Annotated in this window: 27 protein-coding genes and 1 tRNA gene; 9 read left to right on the top strand and 19 right to left on the bottom strand. The window is 64.6% G+C overall.

From position 1 onward, the window contains the following. Positions 1-8: 8 nt before the first annotated feature. The 17 genes from SP6_RS05280 to radA all read right to left on the bottom strand — a co-directional run bounded on the left by SP6_RS05280 (position 9) and on the right by radA (position 16,571). On the bottom strand, positions 9-2,303 hold the full coding sequence (locus SP6_RS05280) for a GH92 family glycosyl hydrolase (RefSeq protein ID WP_007403362.1): 2,295 nt from the start codon (positions 2,301-2,303) through the stop codon (positions 9-11). A 131-nt stretch (positions 2,304-2,434) separates the two neighbouring features. Beyond that, a complete protein-coding gene (locus SP6_RS05275) occupies positions 2,435-2,635 on the bottom strand; it encodes a hypothetical protein (protein ID WP_037567523.1) in 201 nt (66 codons plus the stop codon). A gap of 56 nt (positions 2,636-2,691) precedes the next feature. Beyond that, positions 2,692-3,696, bottom strand: coding sequence for an SDR family oxidoreductase (locus SP6_RS05270; protein ID WP_037567632.1), 1,005 nt, complete (start codon positions 3,694-3,696; stop codon positions 2,692-2,694). 117 nt (positions 3,697-3,813) lie between these two features. Continuing rightward, the gene (locus SP6_RS05265; RefSeq protein WP_007403242.1) at positions 3,814-4,818 is read right to left on the bottom strand and encodes an alpha/beta fold hydrolase; all 1,005 of its coding nucleotides are present in this window, start codon (positions 4,816-4,818) and stop codon (positions 3,814-3,816) included. Between the two features lie 50 nt (positions 4,819-4,868). Then, positions 4,869-5,690 carry a hypothetical protein gene (locus SP6_RS05260; RefSeq protein ID WP_156146117.1) on the bottom strand — a complete coding sequence of 274 codons (822 nt, stop codon included), beginning with the start codon at positions 5,688-5,690 and terminating at the stop codon, positions 4,869-4,871. 41 nt (positions 5,691-5,731) lie between these two features. Continuing rightward, entirely contained in the window at positions 5,732-7,015 is a 1,284-nt protein-coding gene (locus SP6_RS05255; RefSeq protein WP_007403437.1) for a PQQ-dependent sugar dehydrogenase, read from the bottom strand. 184 nt (positions 7,016-7,199) lie between these two features. Then, positions 7,200-7,847, bottom strand: coding sequence for a YjbE family putative metal transport protein (locus SP6_RS05250; protein WP_007403320.1), 648 nt, complete (start codon positions 7,845-7,847; stop codon positions 7,200-7,202). 4 nt (positions 7,848-7,851) lie between these two features. After that, positions 7,852-8,172 (bottom strand): transporter permease, encoded by a 321-nt coding sequence (locus SP6_RS05245; RefSeq protein WP_007403276.1) that lies wholly within the window; start codon positions 8,170-8,172, stop codon positions 7,852-7,854. A gap of 181 nt (positions 8,173-8,353) precedes the next feature. Then, positions 8,354-8,929, bottom strand: coding sequence for a retropepsin-like aspartic protease family protein (locus SP6_RS05240; protein ID WP_007403492.1), 576 nt, complete (start codon positions 8,927-8,929; stop codon positions 8,354-8,356). Further along, a complete protein-coding gene (locus tag SP6_RS05235; RefSeq protein WP_007403221.1) occupies positions 8,926-9,690 on the bottom strand; it encodes an MBL fold metallo-hydrolase in 765 nt (254 codons plus the stop codon). Before SP6_RS05235 ends, SP6_RS05240 begins: the two co-directional genes overlap by 4 nt. Further along, positions 9,687-10,463, bottom strand: a complete 777-nt coding sequence (locus SP6_RS05230) for a TatD family hydrolase (RefSeq protein ID WP_007403493.1) — start codon at positions 10,461-10,463, stop codon at positions 9,687-9,689. Before SP6_RS05230 ends, SP6_RS05235 begins: the two co-directional genes overlap by 4 nt. Continuing rightward, the gene (metG, locus tag SP6_RS05225; RefSeq protein WP_007403317.1) at positions 10,463-12,019 is read right to left on the bottom strand and encodes a methionine--tRNA ligase; all 1,557 of its coding nucleotides are present in this window, start codon (positions 12,017-12,019) and stop codon (positions 10,463-10,465) included. The genes SP6_RS05230 and metG overlap by 1 nt, the downstream gene beginning before the upstream one ends. A 46-nt stretch (positions 12,020-12,065) precedes the next feature. Beyond that, entirely contained in the window at positions 12,066-12,395 is a 330-nt protein-coding gene (locus tag SP6_RS05220; RefSeq protein WP_007403280.1) for a DUF423 domain-containing protein, read from the bottom strand. Positions 12,396-12,397: 2 nt separating this feature from the next. Further along, positions 12,398-14,149, bottom strand: coding sequence for a cation:proton antiporter domain-containing protein (locus SP6_RS05215; protein WP_007403500.1), 1,752 nt, complete (start codon positions 14,147-14,149; stop codon positions 12,398-12,400). Next, the gene (locus SP6_RS05210; RefSeq protein ID WP_007403583.1) at positions 14,149-14,589 is read right to left on the bottom strand and encodes an iron-sulfur cluster assembly scaffold protein; all 441 of its coding nucleotides are present in this window, start codon (positions 14,587-14,589) and stop codon (positions 14,149-14,151) included. The genes SP6_RS05215 and SP6_RS05210 overlap by 1 nt, the downstream gene beginning before the upstream one ends. Further along, on the bottom strand, positions 14,586-15,140 hold the full coding sequence (locus SP6_RS05205) for a CvpA family protein (RefSeq protein WP_126053112.1): 555 nt from the start codon (positions 15,138-15,140) through the stop codon (positions 14,586-14,588). The genes SP6_RS05210 and SP6_RS05205 overlap by 4 nt, the downstream gene beginning before the upstream one ends. A gap of 57 nt (positions 15,141-15,197) precedes the next feature. Continuing rightward, the gene (gene radA / locus SP6_RS05200; protein ID WP_007403417.1) at positions 15,198-16,571 is read right to left on the bottom strand and encodes a DNA repair protein RadA; all 1,374 of its coding nucleotides are present in this window, start codon (positions 16,569-16,571) and stop codon (positions 15,198-15,200) included. 96 nt (positions 16,572-16,667) lie between these two features. Here radA and SP6_RS05195 point away from each other — a divergent pair, with 96 nt between their 5' ends. Beyond that, positions 16,668-17,813 carry a glycosyltransferase family 4 protein gene (locus SP6_RS05195; RefSeq protein WP_037567638.1) on the top strand — a complete coding sequence of 382 codons (1,146 nt, stop codon included), beginning with the start codon at positions 16,668-16,670 and terminating at the stop codon, positions 17,811-17,813. A 3-nt stretch (positions 17,814-17,816) separates the two neighbouring features. On the opposite strand, the gene SP6_RS05190 is transcribed toward SP6_RS05195, so the two are convergent. Then, the gene (locus SP6_RS05190; protein WP_007403556.1) at positions 17,817-18,107 is read right to left on the bottom strand and encodes a DUF2218 domain-containing protein; all 291 of its coding nucleotides are present in this window, start codon (positions 18,105-18,107) and stop codon (positions 17,817-17,819) included. Next, positions 18,104-18,718, bottom strand: a complete 615-nt coding sequence (locus tag SP6_RS05185) for a PadR family transcriptional regulator (RefSeq protein WP_007403390.1) — start codon at positions 18,716-18,718, stop codon at positions 18,104-18,106. Before SP6_RS05185 ends, SP6_RS05190 begins: the two co-directional genes overlap by 4 nt. Before the next feature lie 126 nt (positions 18,719-18,844). Between SP6_RS05185 and SP6_RS05180 the strand changes: the two genes are divergently transcribed. The 8 genes from SP6_RS05180 (at position 18,845) to SP6_RS05145 (ending at position 25,906) form a co-directional block, all read left to right on the top strand. Beyond that, complete coding sequence (locus SP6_RS05180) at positions 18,845-20,188, top strand: replication-associated recombination protein A (protein WP_007403304.1); 1,344 nt, start codon at positions 18,845-18,847, stop codon at positions 20,186-20,188. Continuing rightward, a complete protein-coding gene (locus SP6_RS05175) occupies positions 20,169-21,032 on the top strand; it encodes a hypothetical protein (protein WP_007403574.1) in 864 nt (287 codons plus the stop codon). Before SP6_RS05180 ends, SP6_RS05175 begins: the two co-directional genes overlap by 20 nt. 19 nt (positions 21,033-21,051) lie before the next feature. After that, a tRNA-Thr gene (locus SP6_RS05170) sits at positions 21,052-21,123 on the top strand. Positions 21,124-21,179: 56 nt separating this feature from the next. Beyond that, positions 21,180-21,875: an endonuclease/exonuclease/phosphatase family protein gene (locus tag SP6_RS05165; protein WP_007403256.1), complete on the top strand. Its 696-nt coding sequence runs from the start codon at positions 21,180-21,182 to the stop codon at positions 21,873-21,875. After that, complete coding sequence (locus SP6_RS05160) at positions 21,875-24,157, top strand: patatin-like protein (protein WP_007403401.1); 2,283 nt, start codon at positions 21,875-21,877, stop codon at positions 24,155-24,157. Before SP6_RS05165 ends, SP6_RS05160 begins: the two co-directional genes overlap by 1 nt. 99 nt (positions 24,158-24,256) lie before the next feature. Then, positions 24,257-24,550 (top strand): DUF1049 domain-containing protein, encoded by a 294-nt coding sequence (locus SP6_RS05155; protein WP_007403488.1) that lies wholly within the window; start codon positions 24,257-24,259, stop codon positions 24,548-24,550. 4 nt (positions 24,551-24,554) lie between these two features. Further along, complete coding sequence (pyrF, locus tag SP6_RS05150; RefSeq protein ID WP_007403275.1) at positions 24,555-25,229, top strand: orotidine-5'-phosphate decarboxylase; 675 nt, start codon at positions 24,555-24,557, stop codon at positions 25,227-25,229. Between the two features lie 35 nt (positions 25,230-25,264). Continuing rightward, entirely contained in the window at positions 25,265-25,906 is a 642-nt protein-coding gene (locus SP6_RS05145) for a phosphoribosylanthranilate isomerase (RefSeq protein WP_007403326.1), read from the top strand. Positions 25,907-25,933 lie beyond the last annotated feature (27 nt).

Below are 25,933 nucleotides of genomic sequence, written 5' to 3'. Positions count from 1 at the left end.
CGCGGGTCTCAATGGGTATCGGAATAGGGTTGATCACGGGCGGCGACGGCCCATGTCCGATTGGGTCGCGCCGTCATTCGGAACGCCAGCGTACCGCCGGCCACGATCTCCTCGTGCCGGATATAACCGCGAGCCAGCGGCCGACCGTTGAGCGTTACCGATCCGACATAGCGATTGGCATCGCTTAGTCCCTCTGCCGTGATTACGAACCGCTTGCCGTTGGGCAGGTTGAGCACCGTGCGGCGAAGGAAGGGGCGACCGATGACATATTGGTTGGTCCCGGGGGTGACCGGGTAGAAGCCGATTGCCGTGAACGCCAGCCACGCCGACATCTGGCCCAGATCGTCATTGCCGGACAGGCCATCGGGCGTGGGCTTGTACTGGCTGTCGACGATCTGCTTCAGCCGTTCCTGCGTCCGCCATGGCTGCCCGGCATAGCTGTAGAGATAGGCGACATGGTGGCTGGGTTCGTTGCCATGAATATATTGGCCGATCAGGCCCGCAATATCCTCGGCATGGCTATAGTCGAGCTTGGAATTGTCATAGTCGAACATGCGATCGAGCTTGGCGACCACCGCCGCGTCGCCACCCATCGTCTGGAACAATCCGGCCTGATCGTGCGGCACGAACCAGCTATATTGCCAGGCATTGCCCTCGGTATAGTCGGATCCATAGTTGATCGCGGTAGGATCGAACGGTTCGCGCCAACTGCCGTCGGCCTTGCGGGCGCGCAGGAAGCCGGTCTTCGTATCGAAGCTGTTGCGCCAGTTGCCCGCGCGCTTTGTGAACTCGGTGACGATGTCGCGCCGTCCCATCGCCGCTGCCATGTGGGCGATCGCCCAATCGTCATAGGCATATTCGACCGTCTTCGATGCCGCTTCGGGTTCGCGATCGATCGGAACATAGCCGCGCTTCATATATTCGCCCAGGCCGCCATAGGGCGCGTACCGCGCGCTCGCGACCATCGCGTCGAGCGCGGCATCGGCGTCATAACCTCTGATGCCCTTCATATAGGCGTCGGCGATGACGGGAACCGCGTGATAGCCGATCATCGTCCAGGTTTCGCGTCCATGGAATTGCCAGACCGGCAGGATGCCATCGGGGCTGTTCTCGCGGCTGGCGATCAGCGACTGGATGATCTCGGCATTGACCTTTTCCGGCTGGATCAGGGTGAGCAGCGGATGCTCGGCGCGGAACGTATCCCAGAGCGAGAAGGTGGAGCGGAAGGTGAAACCCTGTGCCCGGTGCACTTGATCGTCGGGCCCGCGATAGCGGCCGTCGCTGTCGCTCCAGATGCTGGGCGCGAGCAGGCTGTGATAAAGCGCCGTGGCGACCATCCGGCGCATGGGGGCGGGACCCTCCAGCTCGATCGCGCCCAGCGCTTGGGTCCAGGCGGCGTTGGTCCGGTTGCGGATCGCATCGAAATTGCCCGGCTCGCTGTCGAGATTGGCGATCGCGCCTGCCTCGTCGACGCCGGAGATCGCGACCTTCACCTCGAGCGGTCGGTCGAGCTTTCCGAAATCAAGCCGTGCCATCAGTGCGCGGCCCAGTCTTTCGGCCACCGCATCGCTACCGCGCCCAGGGCCCTGAAATCCCTTATAGGCTATATCCGCCTCGCGGTTCACCAGCGCATGAGCGACCAGCGGCGCGGAAAAGCGCATGGCGAAGAAGAACTTGCGGCCCGGCGCCCAGCCACGCGTCTCACGAAAGCCGGTTAGTGTCCCATCGGGGCGCAGCCGCAGCCCGGACCACAGGATCTTGCCTGGATAATTGTAGAGCGAGGAGCGGAGGTCGATAACGAGATGCGCGGCCTTATCAGCGGGAAAGCTGTAGCGGTGAACGCCCGCGCGCGTCGCCGCCGTCAGTTCCGCTCGCACCCCCGGGCGATCCAACGTCACCGCATAATAGCCGGGACGCGTCACCTCGGTCGCGTGACGAAAAGGGGAGCGATAGCCCGGCTTGTCTGGCGTCCCCGGGTCCATTGGAACATCGTCGCCGGACACTGGCATGACGAGCAGATCGCCCAGATCGGAATGCCCCGCGCCCGAGAAATGGGTGTGGCTGAAACCCTCGATCGTCGGATCGTCATGCCGATAACCCGCCGCATGGCCATAGCATTCGCGCAGGGCGCATTGCGTGTCGGTATCCGGCGAAAGCTGCACCATGCCGAACGGCGCCACGGCCCCGGGGAACGTATGTCCCTCTCCGCTCGTGCCGATAAAGGGATCGACTTCGTCCACCGTGGCGCGCTGTGCCGAAGCGCTGGCGGAAAGCATCGCCAGGACCAGGATCATCCCACGCATCGTCATCCGCCCCACTCCCTATTGGCTTTACGGGGCCATCCTTCCCGATACGCGCCGTCTTGCCAAGACCATCCGGGGATCGCGCCATGGCGATAAGTGGATCATTTTACTATCAAAAGACCCCCGCAGTGTCACTCTTCGCGGATATCGGGAAAGCTGTAGACCGAGGGGGCGTCGTCCGCCGTTCCCTTGGCGAACACCGCCACATCGCCTGGAAACACCTCAAGCTTGGCCCAGCGATCCCAGCCGATATGGATGAAGTCCGGCCGTCCGAAGACCTGCACCGCGCGGAGATATTCGTCGCCGCGAAAGCCCACGAAGTGCAGGGCCATTCGAAAAACCTACGAAATTTTGCGCCGCGCACAGACGGTCATGCGACGGACGATCATCAACGTCGAGGCGTCGGCACAAGCCGCGATACGCCCCATCCGGCGAGCGCACCGACACCCGCCAGACTGGTGGCGACACCGAGCTTGAACAGATCGCGCTGCCGAGAGGTGAAGAACTCGCGTCGGCTGTCGATCGCGCGGTCGGTCGCATCGCCGTCGATGCGCGCCGGGCCTGGGACAGGCTCGGTCAGGTTGCCCGGCTTTTCGCCGATCGGGCCGCCCAGTTGATCCTCGGCGAAGCTGCTCGCCTGCCGATCGGCGAAGCCCGGGGCGAGCGCCTGGGCGATGGCCATTTGAAAGGTCGAGCGTCCCACCCAGATTTCACGCTCGGGCTTTTCGATGGCCGACACGATCGCCTCGGCGCACAGCCGGGGGTCGAAGAGCGGATCGGGTAGCACCTGTTCGCGACCGGTGTGATTGCGGGCCCAACCGGGCTGCGGCGTGTTGACGGCCGGCAGATAGACGACGGTCAGCGTGACCGGCACCTTGTCGGCAATCAACTCCGCCCGCAGGGAATCGGTGAAGCCGGAAACCGCGAACTTGGCCGCGCAATAGGCGGCCTGGAGTGGCACCGCGCGGATACCGAGGCCGGACGATACCTGGATGATGGCGCCGCGCCGACGCGGTTTCATGTACCGCAAAGCGGCAAGCGTGCCGTGCACTTGGCTGAGATAGGTCGTGGCGGTGACGCGCTGATACTCGCTGGCGCTGATCCGATCAGCGGGGGCGACCACCGTCGACATGGCGTTGTTGACCCAGGCATCGATCGGGCCGAGTTCACGCTCGATCCGGTCGGCGGCGGCATCGACGTCCACCGCATTGGCGACATCGGCGCTGATCGCCAGTATCTGGCCGCCATATTGGGACAACATGGCTCGCGCGTCTTCCAGCCGTTGGGCGTCTCGCGCGACGATCGCGACATTCCATCCAGCCTTTGCCAGCCTCTCCGCCGTGGCAAGCCCAATACCTGCGCTGCCGCCCGTCACCACTGCTGTGCCCGCCATCATCCATCCTTGTCCGGTTGCACTTGCCCGACGCGCGTGATGGAGATTGGTTTCCTTCGTGAGAGAGCAACTCCACCGGATAAAGGCGTCACAGAAGCGAACGGGACGCGTGCGTCTTTAATGAATATCGGAGGTTGGAAGGCCGATCGCAGTCCGCAACGTCTGAAGGAAAAGCGCAGGCGCCTCGACCTGAGGTGAGTGGCCCAACTCCTTCAACCGGATCAGTTGTGCGCGGGGAATGCGCGTCACTGCCTCTTCGGCGGCCTGGGGAACAGTGCGGACGCGCGTGCCTGGCGGTGCGGTGTTGGCGCGAAAGGCGGTAAGGTCGCGCTGCCCGATGATGAGCGCGACCGGCATGGTCAAACGCGGCAGTTCGGCGGCGATGGGCTGGGTTTCGATCATATCGGACAATCGCGCCTGCGCATCGCGAACGATGTCGCCGTCGTCGCTGACATATTGTCCAGCAAGCATCGCGACCCAGCGGTCATAGGCGGGATGCCACTCACCATGGTAATAGTTGCGCCGTTGATAGGCCTTGATCGACGCGGCATCGGTCTTGGCTTCCTCGGCGCGGAGGCGGCCGAGATCGGTATAGGGCACGCCTTCGGCCAGCGTATCATTCAGCCCGAGCGGGTTCACGAGGACGAGCTTGGCAACACGCTGGGGATAGAGGAGCGCAAACCGGGTGGCGAGGATACCGCCGGTAGAGTGACCTACAAGCGTAATTCTCTGCACGCTTGCTCGATCAAGCAGCCCTGCGGTCAGCGCGGCCATGGCGTGGAAGCTGTACTGATAGCCCGCGGGCTTCGAGGATTTGCAGAAGCCGACCTGATCGGGCGCGATGACCCGGTAGCCGGCGGCGGCAAGCCCATTCGCCGTTTCGCCCCAGGTCGCGGCGCAGAAGTTCTTGCCGTGGAGAAGGACCACCGTTTCGCCATTCGCAGCGGCGGTAGGGGCGATGTCGAGATAGGCCATGCGGACGGGCCGGTCTTGCGAATTCATTTCGAACCAGCGAACTGGTGCGGGATAGTCGAACCGCTCGAGATTGGCACCGAGCGGCACGGTCTGTGCGGCGGCGGGAAGGGCGGTCAGGCAGGCGAGGGCGGTGAGAAAGGGGCGCATGACAGGCAGAACCCCCGACCGGCAAAGCATATCCCGGCTCCGCCGCCGCATCATCGGATGGTCAGCGCCAGAGTGACGACCGGCACGACGCGCGCATCGGTCCCGCGCGGCGCGTCGAGATCGGCGAGACGACGGTCGCGGATGAGCGTGACGAACTGAAGGCGAAGCGCGGTCCTTTTGCCGATCGACCGCTCCACCGACGAACCCAGGCTGAGATAGGTCCGGTTACCGCTATCCGGAGCGTAGAAGCCGCCCCAGCCGATCCCCGCATTGACGGGGAAGGAGAGCGTCAGCGCCCCCGCTTCGACTTCCGGCGATACGCCGATCAGGGTGAAGATCCCGCCATCGCCTTTGGTGCGCCGGGTCGTGACGAAGGTCGGCCGCCACCAGCCGATCCCGTCCTTTGTGCTATAGACGGTCGAAAGGCTGGCTTCGTGCGTCGTCGCGGAGACGTTGTTGGGGCTGACCTTCACCGCATAAGCGATTGCCGTGGTCAGGCCCTGGACCGGCCGGGCGGCGAGTGCGACGATCGAATTGCTCTCGTACCAACTGCGGGGCGACCGGGTTTCATCCGATGCCGGAGCATGGAAGCCGTTTGACGTCTGGCCGATCAGGAACAGCGATCCCTCACCATCCTGCCGCTTCCGCAACACGGCCGCAAAGCCCAATGCGGCGTGAACCGGAAGGCGGCTGAGATCGGCATTGTCATCGTCATAAGCGCCCCGCGCATAATCGCCGTTGCGCAGGTCGACGCTGCCCATCAGGCGCAATGCACCGGGACCGACGCTGGCCGAGCCAAGCGTCGCATCCTCGGTATCGATTATGGGCACGTCCTGCTGAGACTGGGCCGTGACCGTGGTGGGAATCGCCACGGTCAACAAAACCGGCAGGATGCACGCGGTCGCTCGTGCGATCACGAAGCGCGGCGGACCAGCCAGATGGTGTCGCCGGCATCGTCGACAACGAAGATCGCACCGTCGTCGCGCGTCTGGATGCTGACCGGCCGGCCATAGACGTCGCCCTTCTTCGCATCGGCGACGAAGCCGGTCAGGAAAGGCTGCGGCTCGGCGGTCGGCCGGCCTTGCGCAAAGGGCACGGCGAGGACGTCATAGCCGATGAAGGACGATCGATTCCACGATCCGTGCCGCGCGACATAGGCGAGCTGGTTCCCCGCGGGCCTATCCTTGGCGAAGGCGATGCCGAGGGCGGCGGCGTGCGGCCCCACGGCCACGTCGGGTATCAAGGTCGTTGCCAGCAGGTCACGCCGTTCATTGGCATGGCGAGGATCCTGCTTGCCATAATAGCTGTACGGCCAGCCGTAAAAGCCACCTTCGCGCACGCCAACGAGATAATCGGGAGCGATGTCGTCACCGAAATGATCGCGTTCATTGACGGCAGTCCATAGCGTGCCTGTCGTCGGTGCGAAGTCCATGCCGACGGGATTGCGCAGACCGCTGGCGTAGAGGCGCTCGCGCCCGCTTGCGACGTCGATCGCGAGGATCGCGGCGCGGCGCTTTTCCTCGTCCATGCCATATTCGCCGACATTGGAGGCAGAGCCAACCGAGACGTACAGCGTCCGCCCGTCCGGGCTCAGCAGCAGATTGCGCGTCCAGTGATTGTTATAGCCGCCCGCAGGCAGCGTCGCGAGGGTGCGCGGCGCGGTGGTGATCCGCGTTTGGCCAAGCTGATAGGGGAAGCTTACGATGCCGTCGGTATTGGCGACGTACAAGCGGCCCGCACCATATTGCATACCGAATGGTTGGTTCAGGCCCTCGCGCAGGACGAAACGCTGCTCGGCGACGCCGTCACGGTCCGCATCGCGCAGCAGGGTGATACGATTGGCGCTGAAGCCGGTCGTTTTCGACAGGGCCTGACCACGCTCTACCTCGGGCTCCGCGTCGAGCTTGGGTAGGGTCCGCGCCTCGGACACCAGCACATCGCCATTGGGCAGCAGAAGCGCCTGACGCGGATAGTCGAGCCCGCCAGCGAACTTGACGACCTTATAGCCACGCGGCGCCACGGGTGTCCGGCCTTCCAGCCAGCCTATGGTGCGGGGGTGGTTCACCACAGACTCGGTGGCATAGGGATCGGGCTGTGTCGGAGCGCCGAGCACGGGCCGTGGAGTGGTCTGTGCGCCAGCGGCGGTGGTGGCGGATGCGGACAACGCGGCGAGGCCGGCGGCGGCAATGATCTTCATAAGCGCTCCAGTTCCCTGTTGGTCGGAGTGCGAACTGTTCCACCGGCCCGTCGGTCCGTCAGACACAAAAACTTACATGGATTATGCCGATCCGTGCCGGATGGGCGAAAGGCTTTGCACCCGTCGCATACGCTTTGGACGCCCCCAGCCAAAGTTTCTCCAGCGGGCGCTCTTGTGCGATCCGTCAGGCCAACAGGGTCAGGACACCTCGGGTCGGGTCGGTCAGCCCTTCCCAGATCATCTTGCCCGCGACCCAAAGGATGACGAGCAAGCCGACATAGGCCAGCCAGCGATAGCGCTCGATCACGCGGGCCAATACATTGGCGGCCAAGCCCATCAGCGCGACCGACAGGATCAGGCCGATGGCGAGGATGCCGGGATGGTCGCGCGCCGCGCCGGCGACGGCCAGGACATTGTCGAGGCTCATCGATACGTCTGCCACCGCCACGGCCCAGGCGGCGGACCAGAAGCGACGCGGCGCCTGCTCCACGAGCGGATCGTCATTCTCCGCGCCGCCGCGCAGCTCGCGCCACATCTTCCACGCCACCCAGACCAGCAGCAGCCCGCCCGCGAGCACCAACCCGACGATCTGGAGCAATTGCGTCACCACCAGCGCGAAGCCGATCCTGAGGATCAGCGCGGCGACGACCCCGACCAGGATCACCTTGCGCCGCATCGCCGGGGGCAGGCCGGCGGCCAGCGCGCCGACGACGATGGCGTTGTCGGCGGCGAGCAGGACGTCGATCATCACGACCTGTATGAAAGCGGCCAGCGCGGCGGGTGTGCCGATCGCGGCGAAGTCGGCAAGGATATGCTGCCAGAGCGTGTCCATCATATTATCCCATCAACGTAAAGGCGAGGACCGCCATCCCGAGCAGCGTCATGACCGCGCATATCATGGCGGTTGGCACAAGCATGAAGTGCTGATGATCGGCCATATCGATTCCTGCAAGGCTGACCAGCAGATAAGTGGAAGGGACGAGCGGGCTGAGCAGATGCACCGGCTGTCCCATCAGCGAGGCGCGGGCGATGGCCATCGGTGAGACGCCATAATGCGTGCCGGCCTCGGCCAGGATCGGGAGCATCCCGAAATAAAAGGCGTCGTTGGAGATGAAGAAGGTGAAGGGCAGGCTGAGCATCGCGGTGATCGGCGCCATATAAGGGGCCCAGCACCGGCGGGACGAAACCGACGACTTCCTTGCTCATCGCCTCGACCATGCCGGTGCCCGACAGGACGCCCGTGAAGATGCCCGCCGCGAAGATCAGCGATGGGAATGAATCGACCTCCTAACCGAACCACCAGCCATAAATCGATAATATGTATTATGTAAAATATGGTCAGGATTTGCCGTTGAGAACCAGAACTCCCCGTTCGACATGCCAGGCGTTCAGCCGATCGAGAATGTTCATCCCGATAACATCCTGATCCCCAAACGCCGGTGACGAAATCGCTCCGACATCGTGGAGCGTGATCGATCCGATCACCAAGGTCCCGATCGTCGTATGACGCGCCGTGATCGTGCCATTGGCGGTATCGATCAGTCGTGGAAACGGGCTTTCGTCGAGATCAAGACCGGCGGCCGTGGCCGTAGCGGCGGACAGCGCGGTGGTCGTGGCGCCGCTGTCGATCAGCATGCGACGGTTGATGCCGTTGATCTGAACATCCGCCCAGAAATGCCCGTCTTCCGCCATTGGAATTCGGGCACTGCCCTGAATGGCGTCCCGATGAGTCCATAGACCGGACAGCCGATCCCGCTGCGCGATCACCAGATAGCCCGCAGCAAAGATGCCGACCCAGATCAAGGCCAGCTTGGCCGCTTGTCCCAACGGTATTCGGCGTGCGGCCAAGGCGCTGAGCGGTAAAAGGAGGATCAGGCCGTAATAAACGAAGTCCATGACCCGATCGGTGCTCACGGGATCAACTCCATGCCGTCATAGGCCGGTTCGACATGATCGGGCAGTTCGCGACACAGCGTGGCATAGTCCATCGACTGGTCCATATGGATCAGAACGCTGCGCTTGGGCCGGAGCGCTTCGATCCAGTGCAGCACCGACGGCAGGTCGGCATGGGCCGGATGCGGGTGACGGCGAAGCGCATCGACGATCCAGATGTCCACGCCCTCGTACAGCGCCGCCATCTCAGGTGTCAGGTCATGAAAATCAGTGGCATAGCCGATCGACTTGCCATTGCACTCGAAGCGTAAGCCGGCCGAGCATATGCGACCATGCGGCTGATCGACCGATCGAATGTGAATGTCACCGATGGTCAAGCTGTCTTCGAACGCGGCCATCGTCGCTGTCGGCGGATATCCCGTCTTGCCATGAAAGACATAGCCGAACCGGTTTTGCAGCGATTGCGCCGTGTTCGGCCTTGCATAGCCGGTCACCGGCTCGCCCAACGCGTGGTAGATCTGGCGAAGGTCATCGATGCCGTGGCAATGATCGGCATGATCATGGGTCCAGATGACGGCATCGACCGTCGCGACATCCGCCGCGAGCAGTTGTTCGCGCATATCGGGGCCGGTGTCGATCAGGATATGAACGTTATCATGCTCGACCAGCGCGGACTGCCGCATCCGGCGATTGCGTGGTTCCTGGGGATCGCACGCGCCCCAGTCATTACCGATCCGGGGCACACCCGACGACGTGCCGCACCCCAGGATCCGGATTTTCATGCGCGGGTCTTTGCGAACAGCCGGTGGAAATTCTCGGCCGTCGCCTGGGTCAGGGTCTCGACGCTTTCGCCGCGCAGGTCGGCCAGGAATTTGGCGGTGTCGGCAACGAAGGCCGGCTCCCCCGTCTTTCCCCGATGGGGCACGGGCGCGAGGAATGGCGCATCGGTTTCGATCAGCAGCCGATCGAGCGGCAGCCGAGCAGCCGTCTCCTGCAGATCCTTGGCATTCTTGAAGGTCACGATACCCGAGATGGATATATAAAGTCCTAAGGCCAATGTCTTATCGGCAAAATCTCCACTGGCCGTGAAGCAGTGGATGACGCCTGGATAGGCCCCCTTCCCCATTTCCTCCGCCAGGATCGCGGCGGTATCGGCCTCCGCATCACGGGTATGCACGACCAGCGGCAGGCCGGTTTCCCGACAGGCTGCGATATGCGCGCGAAAGCTCGCCTGCTGGCGCTCACGGTCGCTATGGTCGTAATAATAATCGAGTCCGCTTTCGCCGATGCCGACCACGCGAGGGTGGCGGGCGCGCTCGATCAGCTTGGCCGTATCGATATGCGGATGCGCGTCGGCCTCGTGCGGGTGGATGCCCACCGTCGCCCAGACATCGGGTTCGCGTTCTGCGGTCGCGATGACCGCATCCCATTCGCTTTCCCGCGTCGAGATGTTGAGCATCGCGGTCACGCCGCGATCGCGAGCGCGCTTGAGAATGGCGCCCTGCTCTTCCGCCAGCCCCTTATAGTTCAGATGGCAATGGCTGTCGGCAAGCATCAGGCATCCGCCTCCGCAGGGATTTCTAGGCGGGGAAAGGCCGGGGTCGGTGGTGAGAGCGGAACGCCCGTCGCAGCCCGGCGCGCATACCAGCCATCATCGTCGATCGCGGCGTGGTCGCGCTCTTCGGCGCCCAGCGTATCGAGCACCTGCCCGGCTCCGCGCGGCGTGACCGGCAGGATGGCGATGGCCAGCATCCGGATCGCACGGACGAGCGTGCCCAGCACGGCATGCATCCGCTCGGGATCGGTCTTGCGCAGCGACCACGGCGCCTGAACATCGATATACTGGTTGCAGGCGTAGACGCCGCGCATCCACGCCTCAATTCCCTGGCTGAGCATCAGATCGTCGAACGCCGTCTTCAGGCCCGCACAGGCGACCACGACCTCCTCGATCAGCATGGCGTCGGTCGGATCGCTCCGCCCCGCCTCGGGAAGAGCGCCACCCAGATTCTTGGCAATGAAGGACAAGGTCCGCTGCGCCAGATTGCCGAAGCTGTTGGCCAGCTCGGCATTGACCCGCGTCACGATCGCTTCGGCCGAATAGGAACCGTCCTGGCCGAAGCTGACCTCGCGCAGGAAGAAATAGCGTAGCGCATCGACGCCGAACGCATCGGCCAGCCCCATCGGATCGACGACATTGCCGACCGACTTGGACATCTTCTCACCCCGGTGGAGCAGGAAGCCATGCCCGAACACCGATTGCGGCAGGGGCAGATCGGCCGACATCAGGAAGGCGGGCCAATAGACGGTATGGAAGCGGACGATGTCCTTGCCGATGAGATGCAGATTGGCCGGCCAGAAACGGGCCAGTTCGCTGTCCTTGTTCGGATAGCCGGTCCCGGTCAGATAATTGGTCAGTGCATCGACCCAGACATACATGACATGGCCGGGACTGTCGGGCACTGGCACACCCCAGTCGAAGCTCGTGCGCGACACCGACAGGTCGGACAGCCCGCCCTCGACGAAGCGCATCACTTCGTTGCGGCGGCTTTCGGGGCGGATGAAATCGGGATTGTCGCGATAGAGATCGAGCAGCGGCTGCTGATATTTGGACAGCCGGAAGAACCAGGTTTCCTCCGCGGTCCATTCGACCGGCGTGCCCTGTGGCGACAGCTTGGTACCATCCTCCCCGAGTGTCAGTTCGGCCTCGTCGTAAAAAGCCTCGTCGCGCACCGAATACCAGCCTTCGTATCGGTCGAGATACAGATCGCCCTTGGCCTGCATGGCCTTCCAGATCGCCTGGCTGGCGGCATAGTGATCGGCATCGACTGTGCGGATGAACCGGTCGTAAGAGATATCAAGACGGTCGGCCATTACATGGAAATAGCTGGACATTTCATCAGCGAACTCGCGCGTCGAGATGCCGCGTGCCCGCGCCGCCTGCGCCATTTTCAGGCCATGCTCGTCGGTCCCGGTCTGGAACAGGACGTCGCGACCCGCCTGGCGCTGGAACCGGGCGATGACGTCGGCCGCCACCATTTCATAGGCATGGCCGATATGCGGGCGGCCATTGGGATAGTGGATAGCGGTGGTGATGTAGAATGGATCGGCCATGGCCGGTCCCTAAAGCATCGTTTCGCGCAGGTGAAGCCCGGCCGGCTCAGCCGCGAAGCCCCCAGGCGAACCATAGCCAGCCCAGGATCAATATCGTCCCCCCGATCGGCGTGATCGCCCCGAACCAGCGCGGTGCCCCGAATGCCATCGCATAGAGCGTGCCCGCAAAGATCGCGCTGCCGATGACGAAGGCCCAGGCCGGTCCGCGCGCATCCCATTTGAGCGCGACCAGCGCCGCGACGGCGTGGATCAATTGATATTGCCCGCCGGTGCGCAACCATTCGATCGCGACGCCCTCCGCCCGGTGTGCGCCGAAGGCGCCGGCAGCGATGGCGATCGCCCCGGACAGCGCCGCCAATATCGCCAGAATTCCCATGATCAGCCCTTTCGCTCTTCCTGCGTGATCATCCGATCGCTGGCGGCATGAAGGTCGCCGCTTTCCAATTGTGCGGCAAGCCGTTCCTTGTCGCGGGTGCGATACATGGTTTCGATCCGATCGATTTCGGCGTGGTCGATCTTCAGACTACCCAGCGCCAGCCGTGCCATCTTAATCGCCGACTCGAGTACTTCACGAACGATATAGGCCGCGGGGCCACCTTTCAGGCGGAGCACGGCGCGACGATCAAAGGCGCGGACCAGAATCGTGGCCTGGGGGAAGGCGGTATGAACGCTTTCCAGGAAATCCAACGTGATCTGGTCATCGTCCAGACAGAACAGGATCAACTCCGCCTCGGCCGCACCCGCCTGACGAAGCAGGTCGAGCCGGGTGCCATCGCCATAATAGACCTTGGCCCCGAATTCGGCGGCGATATCGATCATCTCAATGTCGCGATCGATCAGGGTCACGGGAATGTCGCTGGCGATCAGCATCTGCGCGACCGTCTGTCCGAAACGGCCATAGCCGACGACCAGCGCGTTGGCGCCATCGGTCATCGGCCCTTCCCGCTCGTCGCTGCCACGGGTGATGATCGGCTCTTCGCGAATGGCGCGGGTGGCGCGCATCAGGAACGGCGTGGTCGCCATCGACAGGGTGATGATCGCACCGAACAAGCTAGCAGCCTCCGGCGCGATCAAATAGCCGGCCTGCGCCTGGGCGAACAGGACAAAGCCGAACTCGCCACCCTGGCTCATCAACACGCCCAGCGCGAAGGCCGAGCGCCACTTCATACGAAAGGCCAGTCCGATCAGCGCGATGACCAGCGTCTTGGTCGCGATCAGCGCCAACGCCATCGTCGCGACGAACAGCGGCCGCTCGGCGATGGCGGGCAGGTTCAGCATCATGCCGACCGCCAGGAAGAACAGGCCGAGCAGGATCGAGCGGAACGGCTCGACATCGGCCTCCAGCTCGTGGCGATAGGGGCTGTCGGCCAGCATCACGCCGGCGATGAAGGCACCGAGCGCGGTCGAAAGGCCCAGCAATTCCATCACCGCCGCACTGGCGATGACGGTGAACAGTCCGGCAAAGACGAACATCTCCCGCTCGCCCATATTGCCGATGAGGCGGAACAACGGGCGCAGCAGGAAACGGCCGGCGACGATCAGTCCGACGATCGCGGCGACGGTCTCCAACCCCAAAACCCATCCCGGCGGGCCCGAATGATCGGCGGGGTTACGCGACATGGCCGCCACGATGGTAATCAGCGGGACGATCGACAGATCCTGAAACAACAGGATCGAAAAGGCCCGCTCGCCAAAGGGCGTGCGCAGCCGGCCGGAGGATTGCAGCATCGGCAGGACCTGCGCGGTCGAGGACAGCGCGAGCGGCAGGCCGAGTGCCAGCGCGGCTTCGGGCGAGAAATGGGCGAGCATCACGATCCCGCTGATCGCAAGGCCGCAGGCGACGACCTGGATCAGGCCGAGCCCGAAAATCTCATGCTTCATCCGCCATAGGCGTGCCGGATTGAGTTCCAAGCCGACGATGAACAGCAGGAGGGTGATGCCGATCTCGGCAATGCCGAGCTTGGACTCCGCGTCGCCGACCAGCCCCAACACATGCGGGCCGACCACGGCGCCCGCGACCAGATAGCCCAGCGTCGCACCCAGGCCGATGCGACGAAAGATCAGAACGAAAATAAGGCCGAAGCCGAGCAGGATCGCGCCGTCGCGCAACAGCGAGGCTTCCCCGTGCATCAGCGCGGCGCTCCGACGGCGGCGGCCTCTTCGGCCGCCTGGGCGGCGGCCTCAAAGGCGAGGCGGATGGATGGATGCCGTGCCGTATAGGGCAAGGCAGGCGTGAACACATCGATGCCCGGCCATTCGGGGGCCGTCCCCTCCCCGGCTGCCAGCCACTCGGTTAGCCGGTCGCGCATGTCCGCCAGTTCGCGTACGTCGCGTCCGACCACATGGTGCGCGAGCAGAGCGGCCGATGCCTGACCCAGGGCACAGGCGCGGACGAGCATCCCGACTTCGAGCACCCGGCCCTGCTCATCGAGATTGACGTCCACCGTAACCCGGCTGCCGCAGATGGGCGAGCGCCGCTCGACGCTGGCCATCGGGTCGGTCAAACGCTGGTCATGGGAAATGGCCGTCGTCAGGCGCAGGATTTCGGCATTGTAGAGGGGGGCGTTCATGATGGGGTCTCGCTGGCATTGTCGGCGGGCGGCGTGGGCGCGCCAAAGACCGGAAGGCCCCGCCGCCGCCGATCAACAAAATCGGCAATACCGGCGCTGGTCGCGTTCAGTAGCTTGTAGGTGCGGCTCTTGACCATCCATTCGGGGCGCCGGGCGGGGCCACCGCTGACGGTGTCGACCATGAGGGCCACGACCAGGAAGATCAGGCTGGCCAGGATCAAGCCCTTCAAGGCGCCAAAGCCAAAGCCCAACGCGCGGTCGATCGGACCAAGCACGGATGTCCGGGTGCGTGCTCCGATGGCCCGCGCCACGATCCGCCCGCCCAGATAGGTCACGCCAACGATCAGTGCAAAGGCCAGAACCGCGGCACCGGACACCGTGCCGACCACGCCGGTCAGCGCCTGGGCCAGCGGAATATGGAAGAGCTTGAGCGCCGCGACGATCGCGATCCAGGCGAAAAGGGCGAGCACTTCCGTGACGAAACCGCGCAGAAAGCCTTGAACGGCCGCGCCGAACACCGCGATCAGGACGAGAATATCGAGCGCCGTCAACTTCGTACCCAACTCCCATGCCGATCGCACGGAAATGGGCGACGCGGCACTATTCCGCTACCCCCGCCCCAGCATATGGTCAACGAACTCGGCCAGCGTGCGAAAGCCTGTCATGGCCAGGCCGCCCTCGTCGTTTGCCACGGAACGCGGCACCATGGCCTTCTCGAACCCAAGTTTTCCCGCTTCCTTCAGCCGCAATGGTCCGTGCGCGACCGAGCGGATTTCACCCGACAGCGCGATTTCGCCGAAGACGATCGCGTCGGCGGGTACCGGCCGCTCCGATAGCGCCGAGATCAGCGCCGCCGCCACCGCCAGATCGGCCGCCGGGTCCTGGACGCGGTAGCCTCCCGCGATGTTCAGATAGACTTCGGCGGAGGAGAAGCTCAGCCCGCACCGCGCCTCCAGCACCGCGAGGATCATCGCCAGCCGGCCATTGTCCCAGCCGACGACCGCACGCCGCGGCGTTGCACCGGAGGCGAGCCGGACGGTCAGCGCCTGAATTTCCACCAGCACCGGCCGCGTCCCTTCCAACGCGGGAAAGACGGTCGCGCCTGTCACGCCTTCCTCGCGATTGGTCAGGAATAGCGACGAGGGATTGCCGACCTCCGTCAGGCCCTCGGTCTGCATCGCGAACACGCCGATCTCGTCGGTGCCGCCGAAGCGGTTCTTGATGGCACGCAGGATGCGATACTGGTGGCTGCGCTCGCCTTCGAAAGCGAGAACGGTATCGACCATATGTTCGAGGACGCGGGGGCCCGCGATCGAGCCGTCCTTGGTGACATGGCCGACCAGCACGACGGCCGTGCCGCGTTCCTTGGCGAAGCGGATCAGCTCCTGGCCCGAGGCACGAACCTGGCTGACCGTACCCGGCGCACCCTCGATCAGGTCGGAATGCATGGTCTGGATCGAGTCGATGATGAGCAGTGCGGGCGGCGTGCCGATCGACAATGTGGTCAGGATATCGCGCACCGAGGTCGCCGCCGCCAGCCTTACCGGCGCCTGCCCCAGCCCCAGCCGCCGCGCGCGCAGGCGCACCTGATCGGCCGCCTCTTCGCCCGAGACATAGGCGACCGGTTTTCCTGCCATGGCCAGCTTCGCCGCCGCCTGGAGCAGCAGCGTCGATTTGCCGATGCCGGGATCGCCGCCAATCAGCGTGGCTGATCCTTCGACAAAGCCGCCGCCCAGCGCCCGATCCAGTTCGGCGATCCCGGTCGCCATCCGATCCGGCAGCGGGATATCGGCGTCCAGCCCGACGAGCTGGATCGCCCGGCCGCCCCCTTGCAGATTATGCTTGGCGGCAAAGGGCGTCAGCTGCACCGGCGCTTCCTCCAGCATGGTATTCCATTCGGAGCAATCGGGGCATTGCCCCTGCCACCGCGAGGATACCGAGCCGCAGGACTGGCAGACATAGCGCTTCTGGATCTTGGCCATGCCCCCCTCTAACCCGCGCGGAACGAAAATGGAACATGTCGTGTTGCACCGGCGATGGTGGTCATCGGCCGGTCACACCGCTATGGGGCGGGCTCCATGACCCCAGATCAGTTTCGCGTCGCTCTGTTCAGCGGCAATTATAATTACACGCGCGATGGCGCGAACCAGAGCCTGAACCTGCTGGTCGGCCATTTGCTGGATCGCGGGGTAGCGGTGCGCGTCTATTCGCCGACCTCCAAGACTCCGGCCTTTCCGCCGGTCGGCGATCTGGTCGATGTTCCTTCCTTTCCGATGCCCTTCCGGGCGGACTATAAGCTGGCGCGCGGGTTGCCGGCGTCGGTGCGCGCCGATTTGGAGGCCTTTGCCCCCAATGTCGTCCATGTCTCGGCGCCTGAATTTCTGGGGCATGCTGCCGTTCGCTGGGCGCACGAAACGGGTGTCGCTTCGCTCGCTTCGGTCCATACGCGGTTCGAGACCTATCCGGCCTATTATGGCATAGGCTTCATGGAGCGGCCAATCATCCGGCTGCTGACCCGCTTCTACAACAAGTTCGACCGGATCGTCGCGCCCAGCCCCAGCATGATCGATCTGTTGCGCCGATGGGGCGTGACGCCGCCGATGAGCATCTGGTCGCGCGGTATTGACCATGACCGGTTCCAGCCCTCTCGACGCAGCCTGGAATGGCGGCGGTCGCTGGGCATCGGCGATCAGGATGTGGCGATCGGTTTCCTGGGGCGGCTGGTCAAGGAAAAGGGCCTCGACGTCTTTGCCGAGGTGCTGGCTGAACTGCGACAGCGGGGCGTGCCGCACAAGGTGCTGGTGATCGGCAAGGGCCCGGCGCAGGACTGGTTCGCGCGCGCCACGCCGGACGCGATCCTCGCGGGCTATCAGACCGGCGACGATCTGGGGCGTGCGGTGGCCTCGATGGACATCTTCTTCAACCCCAGCGTCACCGAAACCTTCGGCAACGTCACGACCGAAGCCATGGCGGCCGGCGTGCCTGTCGTCGCGGCGAACGCAACCGGCGCCATGGACCTGGTCGCCGATGGCAAGACGGGGTTTCTGGTGTCGCCCCGCGATATCAACGGCTATGCCGATGCCCTGGAGCGGATCGCCACCGATGCCGCCCTGCGCCGCCGGTTCAGCGACGCAGGGCGGGCCCGCGTCGCCGATTACCGGTGGGACAAGGTGAATGAGGCCGTGATCGACGCCTATCGCGCTTTGTTCGCCAACGGCACCTGACGATCAGCCTTCGCGCCAGTCGAAGGTCAGCGGAGCCTCGCGAAAGGCGAAGCGGTCGAGATGGCTGGCGACGACCTCGCGCATGCGGGCCTGGTCCTCGCTCTCGGGGACGGTCAGAACGAGGTCGAGCGTTTGGCTGTCCGCCCGCATCTCGAGCCTTGCCCCGTTGGGAAAGACGATCGTCCCCTCTTCCGGGGTAAAGACCACCTCCATCTTGTGGCTCCAATGCTTCGCCAGTTGCTGGAGATAGCGGCTGGCCGACAGGGTCGGCACCCGGGCGACCGAGACGCTCATTTCAGCCGCTCCACCTTCTGGGCGAGTTCGTCGATCATCGCCGCGACCTCATGGATCATCTCCTGCGACGCGTCGCCGCCGCCGAAGCGCTCGACCACGGCCATCTTCAACCCGCTCATGGCGCGTCGGATCGGGGCGGCATCGGTGCGCTGCCGGTGTTCGCCGAGCGCCTGGAGCCGGGCGAACAGCGCTTCGACCTGATCGGCATTTTCGGTGAGGTGCGCACGCCCGGCTTCGGTCACGGCGAAGCGCTTCTTGGCGCCTTCCGAACGCTGTTCCTCGATAAAGCCCATCTCGTCGAGCAGGGTGATCGTTGGATAGATGACGCCGGGGCTGGGCGCGTAGGCGCCGCCGGTCATCGCCTCGATCTCGCGGATCAGATCATAGCCATGGCGCGGTTCGTCGGCGATCAGCTTGAGGAGGACGAGCCGCAGTTCGCCGCCGTCGAACATGCGCCGGCTGCGTCCGCCGCCGCCCCGGCGACGATGCTCACCATCGTGCAGCCGTTCGGCCCAGTGAAAAAATCGCTCAATGTCCAGGGCTGGGTTGAAGCCGTGCTCCATGCCCGGATGATGATGGCGGCGACCGCCGCCGTGAGGGAAGCGAAACATGATAAAGTGCCTTGCGTTATTCTTAACACAATCAAGATATATCTTAGTGCGCGAGAGTCAAGATGCTTTGCGATATATCTTCGCTGAAAGGATGACGAGGGCGCTTCCGCTGCCTACATGCACGCCATGGCCGATCTGTTCGCGGGGATGGACCCCGCCCCCCCTGCCGCCCAGTCCCTGGCCAATGCGCCACTGGCCGATCGTCTTCGCCCGGAGCGGTTGGAGGATGTCGTCGGCCAGGATCACCTGACCGGACCGGAAGGCGCCATCGGACGGATGGTGGCGGCGGGGCGATTATCCTCGATGATCCTTTGGGGTCCGCCGGGCACGGGCAAGACGACCATCGCGCGTCTGCTGGCGGCGGAGGTGGGACTGCGCTTCGCCGCGATCTCGGCGGTGTTCTCGGGTGTGGCCGATTTGAAGAAGGTGTTTGCCGAGGCGCGTGACCATGCCCGCGCCGGCCAGCGGACCCTGTTGTTCGTGGACGAAATCCACCGCTTCAACCGGGCGCAGCAGGATGGTTTCCTGCCCTTTGTCGAGGATGGCACGGTGACGTTGGTCGGCGCGACCACGGAAAATCCGTCCTTCGAACTCAATGCGGCGTTGCTCAGCCGGGCTCAGGTGCTGATCCTCCACCGATTGGGACAAAGCGCACTCGACCAGTTGCTGACGCGGGCCGAGGCGGAAATGGAGCGCCCCCTCCCCCTGCAACCGGCGGCGCGTGATGCCCTGATCGCCAGTGCCGATGGCGATGGCCGGTTTCTGCTCAATCAGGCCGAGACGCTGTTTTCGGTCGACCTGCCCGAGCCGCTCGACGCCGCTGGACTGTCGGCGCTGCTGCAACGTCGGGTCGCGGTCTATGACAAGGATCGCGAAGGGCATTACAACCTGATCTCGGCGCTCCACAAATCGATCCGTGGTTCCGACCCGCAGGCGGCGCTCTACTATCTGGCGCGGATGCTGACAGCCGGTGAAGAACCGCTGTACCTCCTACGCCGGCTGACCCGTGCGGCGATCGAGGATATCGGCTTGGCCGACCCGCAGGCGCTGACCCAGTGCCTGGCGGCCAAGGAGGCCTATGACTTTCTGGGCTCGCCAGAGGGTGAATTGGCGATCGTTCAGGCCTGTCTCTATTGCGCGACCGCGCCCAAGTCGAACGCGGCCTATATGGCGCAGAAACGGGCCTGGCGGACCGCCAAGGAAACCGGGTCGCTGATGCCCCCGGCTAATATCCTGAACGCGCCAACCAAGTTGATGAAGCAGATCGGCTATGGCGCCGGTTATCAATATGATCATGACGCCGATGGTGGCTTTTCGGGGGCCAATTACTGGCCCGATGAGCTGCCGGCGCAGGCTTTCTACGAACCGTCCGGGCGCGGGCTGGAAAAGCGGATCGCCGAGCGCATGGCTTGGTGGGACGAGCGGCGGCGCGCCATTCAGGGCGCGAGCGGTGACGAAGATCGCGCCTGACCGTTTTTCCGGCTTCGTCGCGATCGACTGGTCGGGGGCGCATGGCCATTCGCACAAGGGTATCGCCATGGCCTGCTGCACGACCGGGCAAGCCGCGCCGACGCTTGTCGCACCACCGGGCCGTTTCTGGTCGCGCGAAGGTGTGGCGCGGTGGCTGCTCGAACGTGCCGACGAGCCGTTGTTGATCGGGTTCGACTTCAGTTTCTCGGCGCCGTTCGTGGAACGCGGAGCGCATCTGCCCGGCGATTTGCCCACGGCGGATGCGCGCGCTTTATGGGCTCATGTCGAACGGAGTTGCGACGATCCCGATCTGGGCGCGCGCAGTTTTCTGGAAGCCCGGCGCGGGCGGCATTTCTATTTCGGTGCCGCCGATGGGCGAAAGGCCGATTTTCTGCATTGGCGGCGCTGCGAAATGGCCGGGGACGGTACGCGTAAACCTTCCACCGTCTATGACGCGATCGGTGCGTCCCAGGTCGCCAAGGCGAGCTTCGCGGGGATGCGGCTGCTCCACCGGTTGGACGGTCGAATCGCGATCTGGCCCTTCGATCCCGTGCCGCCGAGCGGCGCGGTGGTGATCGAAATCTACACCTCGATCGCGGCGCGGGATGCCGGGCGATCGCGGGGGCGTAGCAAGATGCGCAGTGCCGAAGCGCTCGACACCGCCTTGGCGCATCTAGGCAGCGAACCGCATACGCCACTTGCCGTCTATGACGATCATAGCACGGACGCGATCCTTACGGCGGCATGGCTCCGCGCCATGGCGGGCCGCGAAGAGCTTTGGCATCCCTCGGGCCTGACATTGCAGATCGCACAAACGGAGGGCTGGACCTTTGGCGTCGCTTGACGCTAGGGGGATCGGCAACGCCGGATTAGCACAGCGGTAGTGCAGCGGTTTTGTAAACCGAAGGTCGGGGGTTCGATCCCCTCATCCGGCACCGTCCTTCTTGATCCAGGTGGCACTAAAACCCCATCGCTGCGTTTCAGTGGCGGAATGATCAAGGTTGCCAGCTACAATATTCGCAAGGGCATCGGCGCCGACCGGCGGCGCAATCCCGATCGTATCCTGGATGTATTGCGTGAGGTCGATGCCGATATCGTCGCCTTGCAGGAAGCCGATCGCCGCTTCGGCGAACGCGAAGGCGTGCTGCCGCTTCATCTGATCGAGGATCATAGCGACTGGAAGCCGATCATCTATGGGATGAAGGCGCGGTCGCTCGGCTGGCACGGCAATACCCTCTTGGTGCGCAAATCGACCCGGGTGCTGGATTTCGAGGCGATCCACCTTCCCTCACTGGAACCGCGCGGCGCGGTGATGGCCGATCTGAGCACCGATGCCGGCATATTGCGGATCGTCGGCATGCATCTCGATTTGTCGGGGCTGTGGCGGCGGCGCCAGGCGGGCGCGATCCTGTCGCATTTGGCCAGTTGTCTTCATCAGCATCCCACCGTGATGATGGGCGATCTGAACGAATGGACGCGCGGTGCCGGTTGCCTGCGCGATTTCGCGCGGGACTTCACCTTTGCTGATACGGGGCCGAGCTTTCACGCGCGCCGCCCGATCGGCCGGCTCGATCGCATCATGGTGTCGCCGGAATTGCGCGTCATGGCCTGCGGCGTTCATGCCTCCGCCACGTCGCGCAAGGCATCGGATCATCTACCCATCTGGGCGAAGATCGGACGGCATTGATGCGCGAAAAGGAATTACGGCTGGCGCTGGTCTGCTATGGTGGGATCAGCTTGGCCGTCTACATGCACGGCATCACCAAGGAAATCTGGCGGGTGGTCCGCGCCAGCCGTGCGTCGCATGAGGGCGATCCGCCTGCTTCCGCCGTCGATGCGGTTTATCACGATCTGTTGGAGGAGATGGCGACGCGCGGCGGCGTGCGCGTCCGCGTGCTCGCCGACATCATTGCCGGAGCGAGCGCCGGGGGGATCAACGGCATCTTTCTGGGCCATGCCCTGTCTACCGGCCAGTCGCTCGATCCGCTGACAGACTTGTGGCTCGACGCCGCCGATATCGAATCGCTGATCGCACCCGAAGCGGCGCCCACCACCCGCTTTTCCAAGATGTGGGCCATGCCGATCGCCTGGATGGCGGCGGGACGCAGCGGTGAAAAGGTTGCCGCGCTTGATGAAGAAACGCGCGAGGAAGTGCGGCGCAAGGTCGGCCATCTCGTCCGCTCGCGCTGGTTCGAACCGCCCTTCGCCGCCGATGATTTCACCTGGCGATTGCTGGACGCCTTTGACCGGATGGCGGCGGCCCCGGCGGGCAAACGCCTCTTGCCGCCCGGCCAGCCGCTCGATCTGTTCGTCACCGTCACCGATTTCACCGGCCAGCCGCAACGGTTGCGGCTCCATTCGCCCGGCGAGGTGGTGGAGACCGAGCATCGCATGGTCGTCGATTTCACCGATAACGGGGACGGATCGCTGGCCGAAGTGCCCGAACTGGTCTTCGCGGCGCGTGCGACTTCCAGCTTTCCCGGCGCCTTCCCGCCCTTCACTGTCGGCGAGCTGGATCGGGTGCTGGCAACGCGCGAGCAGCCATGGGAGGGACGAGACGCCTTTCTCCGCCGGGTCCTGCCCCGTCATCATGCGGCGGGTGCGGCGGACAAGGCGGTGCTGATCGACGGATCGGTGCTGGTGAACGCGCCTTTCCGCCCGGCGATCGATGCGCTCGGCCGGCGACCTGCCCGGCGGCAGGTCGATCGCCGCTTCGTTTATATCGACCCCTTTCCGGGGATGCATTTCCGCCTCCCCGGTGGTGGTGGCCATCCCGGCTTTTTCCAGACGATCATTGGCGCGGTCAGCGAATTGCCCCGGCAACAGCCGATCCGCGACAATCTGGAAGCCATCGCCGCGCGATCGGGTCGGATCGACCGGATGCAGTCGATCGTCGCCGCGATCCGCGAAGAGGTCGAGCAGGAGATCGAGCAGCTTTTCGGTGGCACCTTCTTCCTAGATCGCCCCACCGCCGCGCGACTGGCATCCTGGCGCGTGCGGGCGCAAGCCGCGGCCGCGGCCAAGGCCGGGTTCAGCTATGCCGCTTATGGTCATTTGAAGCTCGCCAATGTCATCGACGCCATGGCGACGCTGTTTGCCGAGGCGGCGGGCGAGGATGGCCAGCAACGCAGAACCCGCCTGCGCGCGATGATCGAACGCACCATGGCCGCCCGCAGTCTGGCGGGCGATGCGATCAGCTTTACCGGGGGCTCGAGCGTTGGTGCCCGTGCTTTCCTGCGGGCCTTCGACCTTGGCTATCGGATCCGGCGGCTAAGGCATCTGGCCCGGCGGCTGACCGAGTTGGAAGCCGACCATAGCGAGGCTGAATTGGCACCGATCCGCGATGCCCTTTACGAATCGCTCGCCGCCTTTCTGGAGCGACAACATGGCAGCGCTCATGTCGAGCTGGCCGCCGATATCCAGGCGGCGCGCGATGATGGGGCGGAACTGCTCGATCGGCTGGAGGCTCGGCTCGATCTGGTGACGCTGGACGGAGAGACCGATGCACGGCTCGCCATGGCCTTTGCTGGCCTGCCCCGTGCCGCGCGCCGCGCCCTGCTACTGACTTATCTTGGCTTTCCCTATTTCGATGTCGCGACCCTGCCCCTGCTGCAAGGCGAAGGGCTGGACGAGTTCGACCCGATCAAGGTCGATCGCATCGCCCCCGACGATGCGACCGCCATTCGCGCAGGGGGAGCAGAGGCGACTCTAAAAGGTATCCAGTTCCTGACCTTCGGTGCGTTCTTCAGCCGAAGCTACCGCGAGAATGATTATCTCTGGGGCCGCCTGCACGGGGCGGAGCGGATGATCGACATCACCATCTCCACCCTGCCCGCGACAATCCGTATGAAGCCCGGCCGGGTCGCCGCGTTCAAGCGGCGCGCCTTCTTGGCTATCCTGGACGAGGAAGAACCCCGATTGACCGCCATCGGGCCGCTAATCGCCTCGCTTCGGGGTGAGATTGGCTGAAGGCTGGTCATGCCCGGCCAACACCGCTAGACCCCGCCCAAGCAAGCGATGGCCGGCCGTCCATGGGGACGATGCCGGCGGGATGACGCGGAGAAGCCCATGCAGTTCCTGAAAATGCTGTTCTGGTGCCTGCTCGCCTTTCTGGCGGCGGCCTTTACGCTGGGGAACTGGACGACCGTGCCGATCCGGCTGGTTGGCGGGCTGGTCGCGGACGTCAATCTGCCGCTGCTGCTGTTCATGACCTTCCTGCTGGGCCTGATCCCGACCCTGATCTGGCAGCATGCCGCCCGGTGGCGTTTGCGCCAGCGGCTGAGCGCCACCGAACGCGCGCTGGCCACCGCCACCGCCGAGCCCATGCCCCTGTCCACCACCACTACCCAGCCGACGGTCTGAACCGATGAGCAATCGCATCTATGTCGCGATCGATACCCCTGATCTGGCCCGCGCACAGGCGCTGGCGCAAAAGGTTCGGCATCATGCCGGTGGGCTGAAACTCGGCCTCGAATTCTTCTGCGCCCATGGTGCGGCCGGGGTTCGGGAAATGGCGCATATCGGCCTGCCGATCTTCCTCGACCTGAAGCTGCATGACATTCCCAATACCGTCGCCAAGGCGGTGCAGGCGCTTGGCCCTCTCGCCCCCGCCATCCTGACCGTTCATGCCAGCGGCGGTCGCGCGATGCTGGAGGATGCCAAGGCGGCGGCACCGATCGGGACCAAGGTGGTGGCGGTGACGATGCTGACCAGCCTGGATGCATCCGACCTGTCGGACACCGGCGTGATCGGCGCACCCGCCGACCATGTCCGCCGGCTGGCCGATCTTGCGGCGGAAGCCGGGGTCGACGGCATCGTCTGCTCGGGCGAAGAGGTCGCGGCTGTCAAGAAGGCGTGGCCCAAGGGTTTCTTCGTCGTCCCCGGCGTCCGTCCGGCGGATGGCGTTGTCGGCGATCAGAAGCGCGTGGTGACGCCGCGTGCGGCGATCGATGCCGGTGCCTCGATCCTGGTCATCGGCCGCCCGATCACCCAGGCGGAAGATCCCGACGCGGCGGCACGCGCGATCGCCGCCACGCTCTGACCCGTTTTTCGATTCCTCCCATTCGGGAAACGACCATGTCCACCACCGCCAAGATCTGCGGATTGACCACACCCGCCACCCTCGACGCTGCGCTGGGCGGGGGGGCGAGCCATGTCGGCTTTGTCTTCTTTCCCGCTTCGCCCCGCCATCTGACCTTCGATGCGGCGGCGGGGTTGGCGAGCCGCGTGCCCGATCATGTCCGGCGGGTGGGCGTGTTCGTCGATCCCGACGACCAGTTGCTGGAAGCGGCCATGCGGGCGGGGATGCTGGACGCGATCCAGCTTCATCGCACTGCGCCCGCCCGCGTCGCCGCGATCCGCGCCAAGTTCGACCGCGAGGTCTGGGCCGCCGTGGCGGTCAAGGTCCGCGACGATGTGGAGAAGGCGCGCGACTATGCCGGTGCCGCCACGCTGATCCTCTATGATGCCAAGACGCCGGATGAGGCCTCGCTTCCCGGAGGCATGGGACTGCGCTTCGACTGGAGCCTGCTCGACGGGGTTCGTCACCCGCTGCGCTGGGCATTGTCCGGTGGGCTCGATGCGGAGAATGTCGGCGAGGCGATCCGTCGTACCGGCGCGCCGCTGGTCGATGTATCCTCCGGTGTCGAGCGTGCGCCCGGCGTCAAGGATATGGACAAGATCGCGACGTTCCTTAAAGCCGTTGCGACAAATCAGTGACAGGATCGTTTGCAGGGCTCGCCTCTG

The sequence above is a fragment of the Sphingomonas paucimobilis NBRC 13935 genome (assembly GCF_000739895.2).
GTDB classification, from domain to species: Bacteria; Pseudomonadota; Alphaproteobacteria; order Sphingomonadales; family Sphingomonadaceae; genus Sphingomonas; species Sphingomonas paucimobilis.
This window is presented reverse-complemented; position numbering and strand designations above follow the sequence as displayed.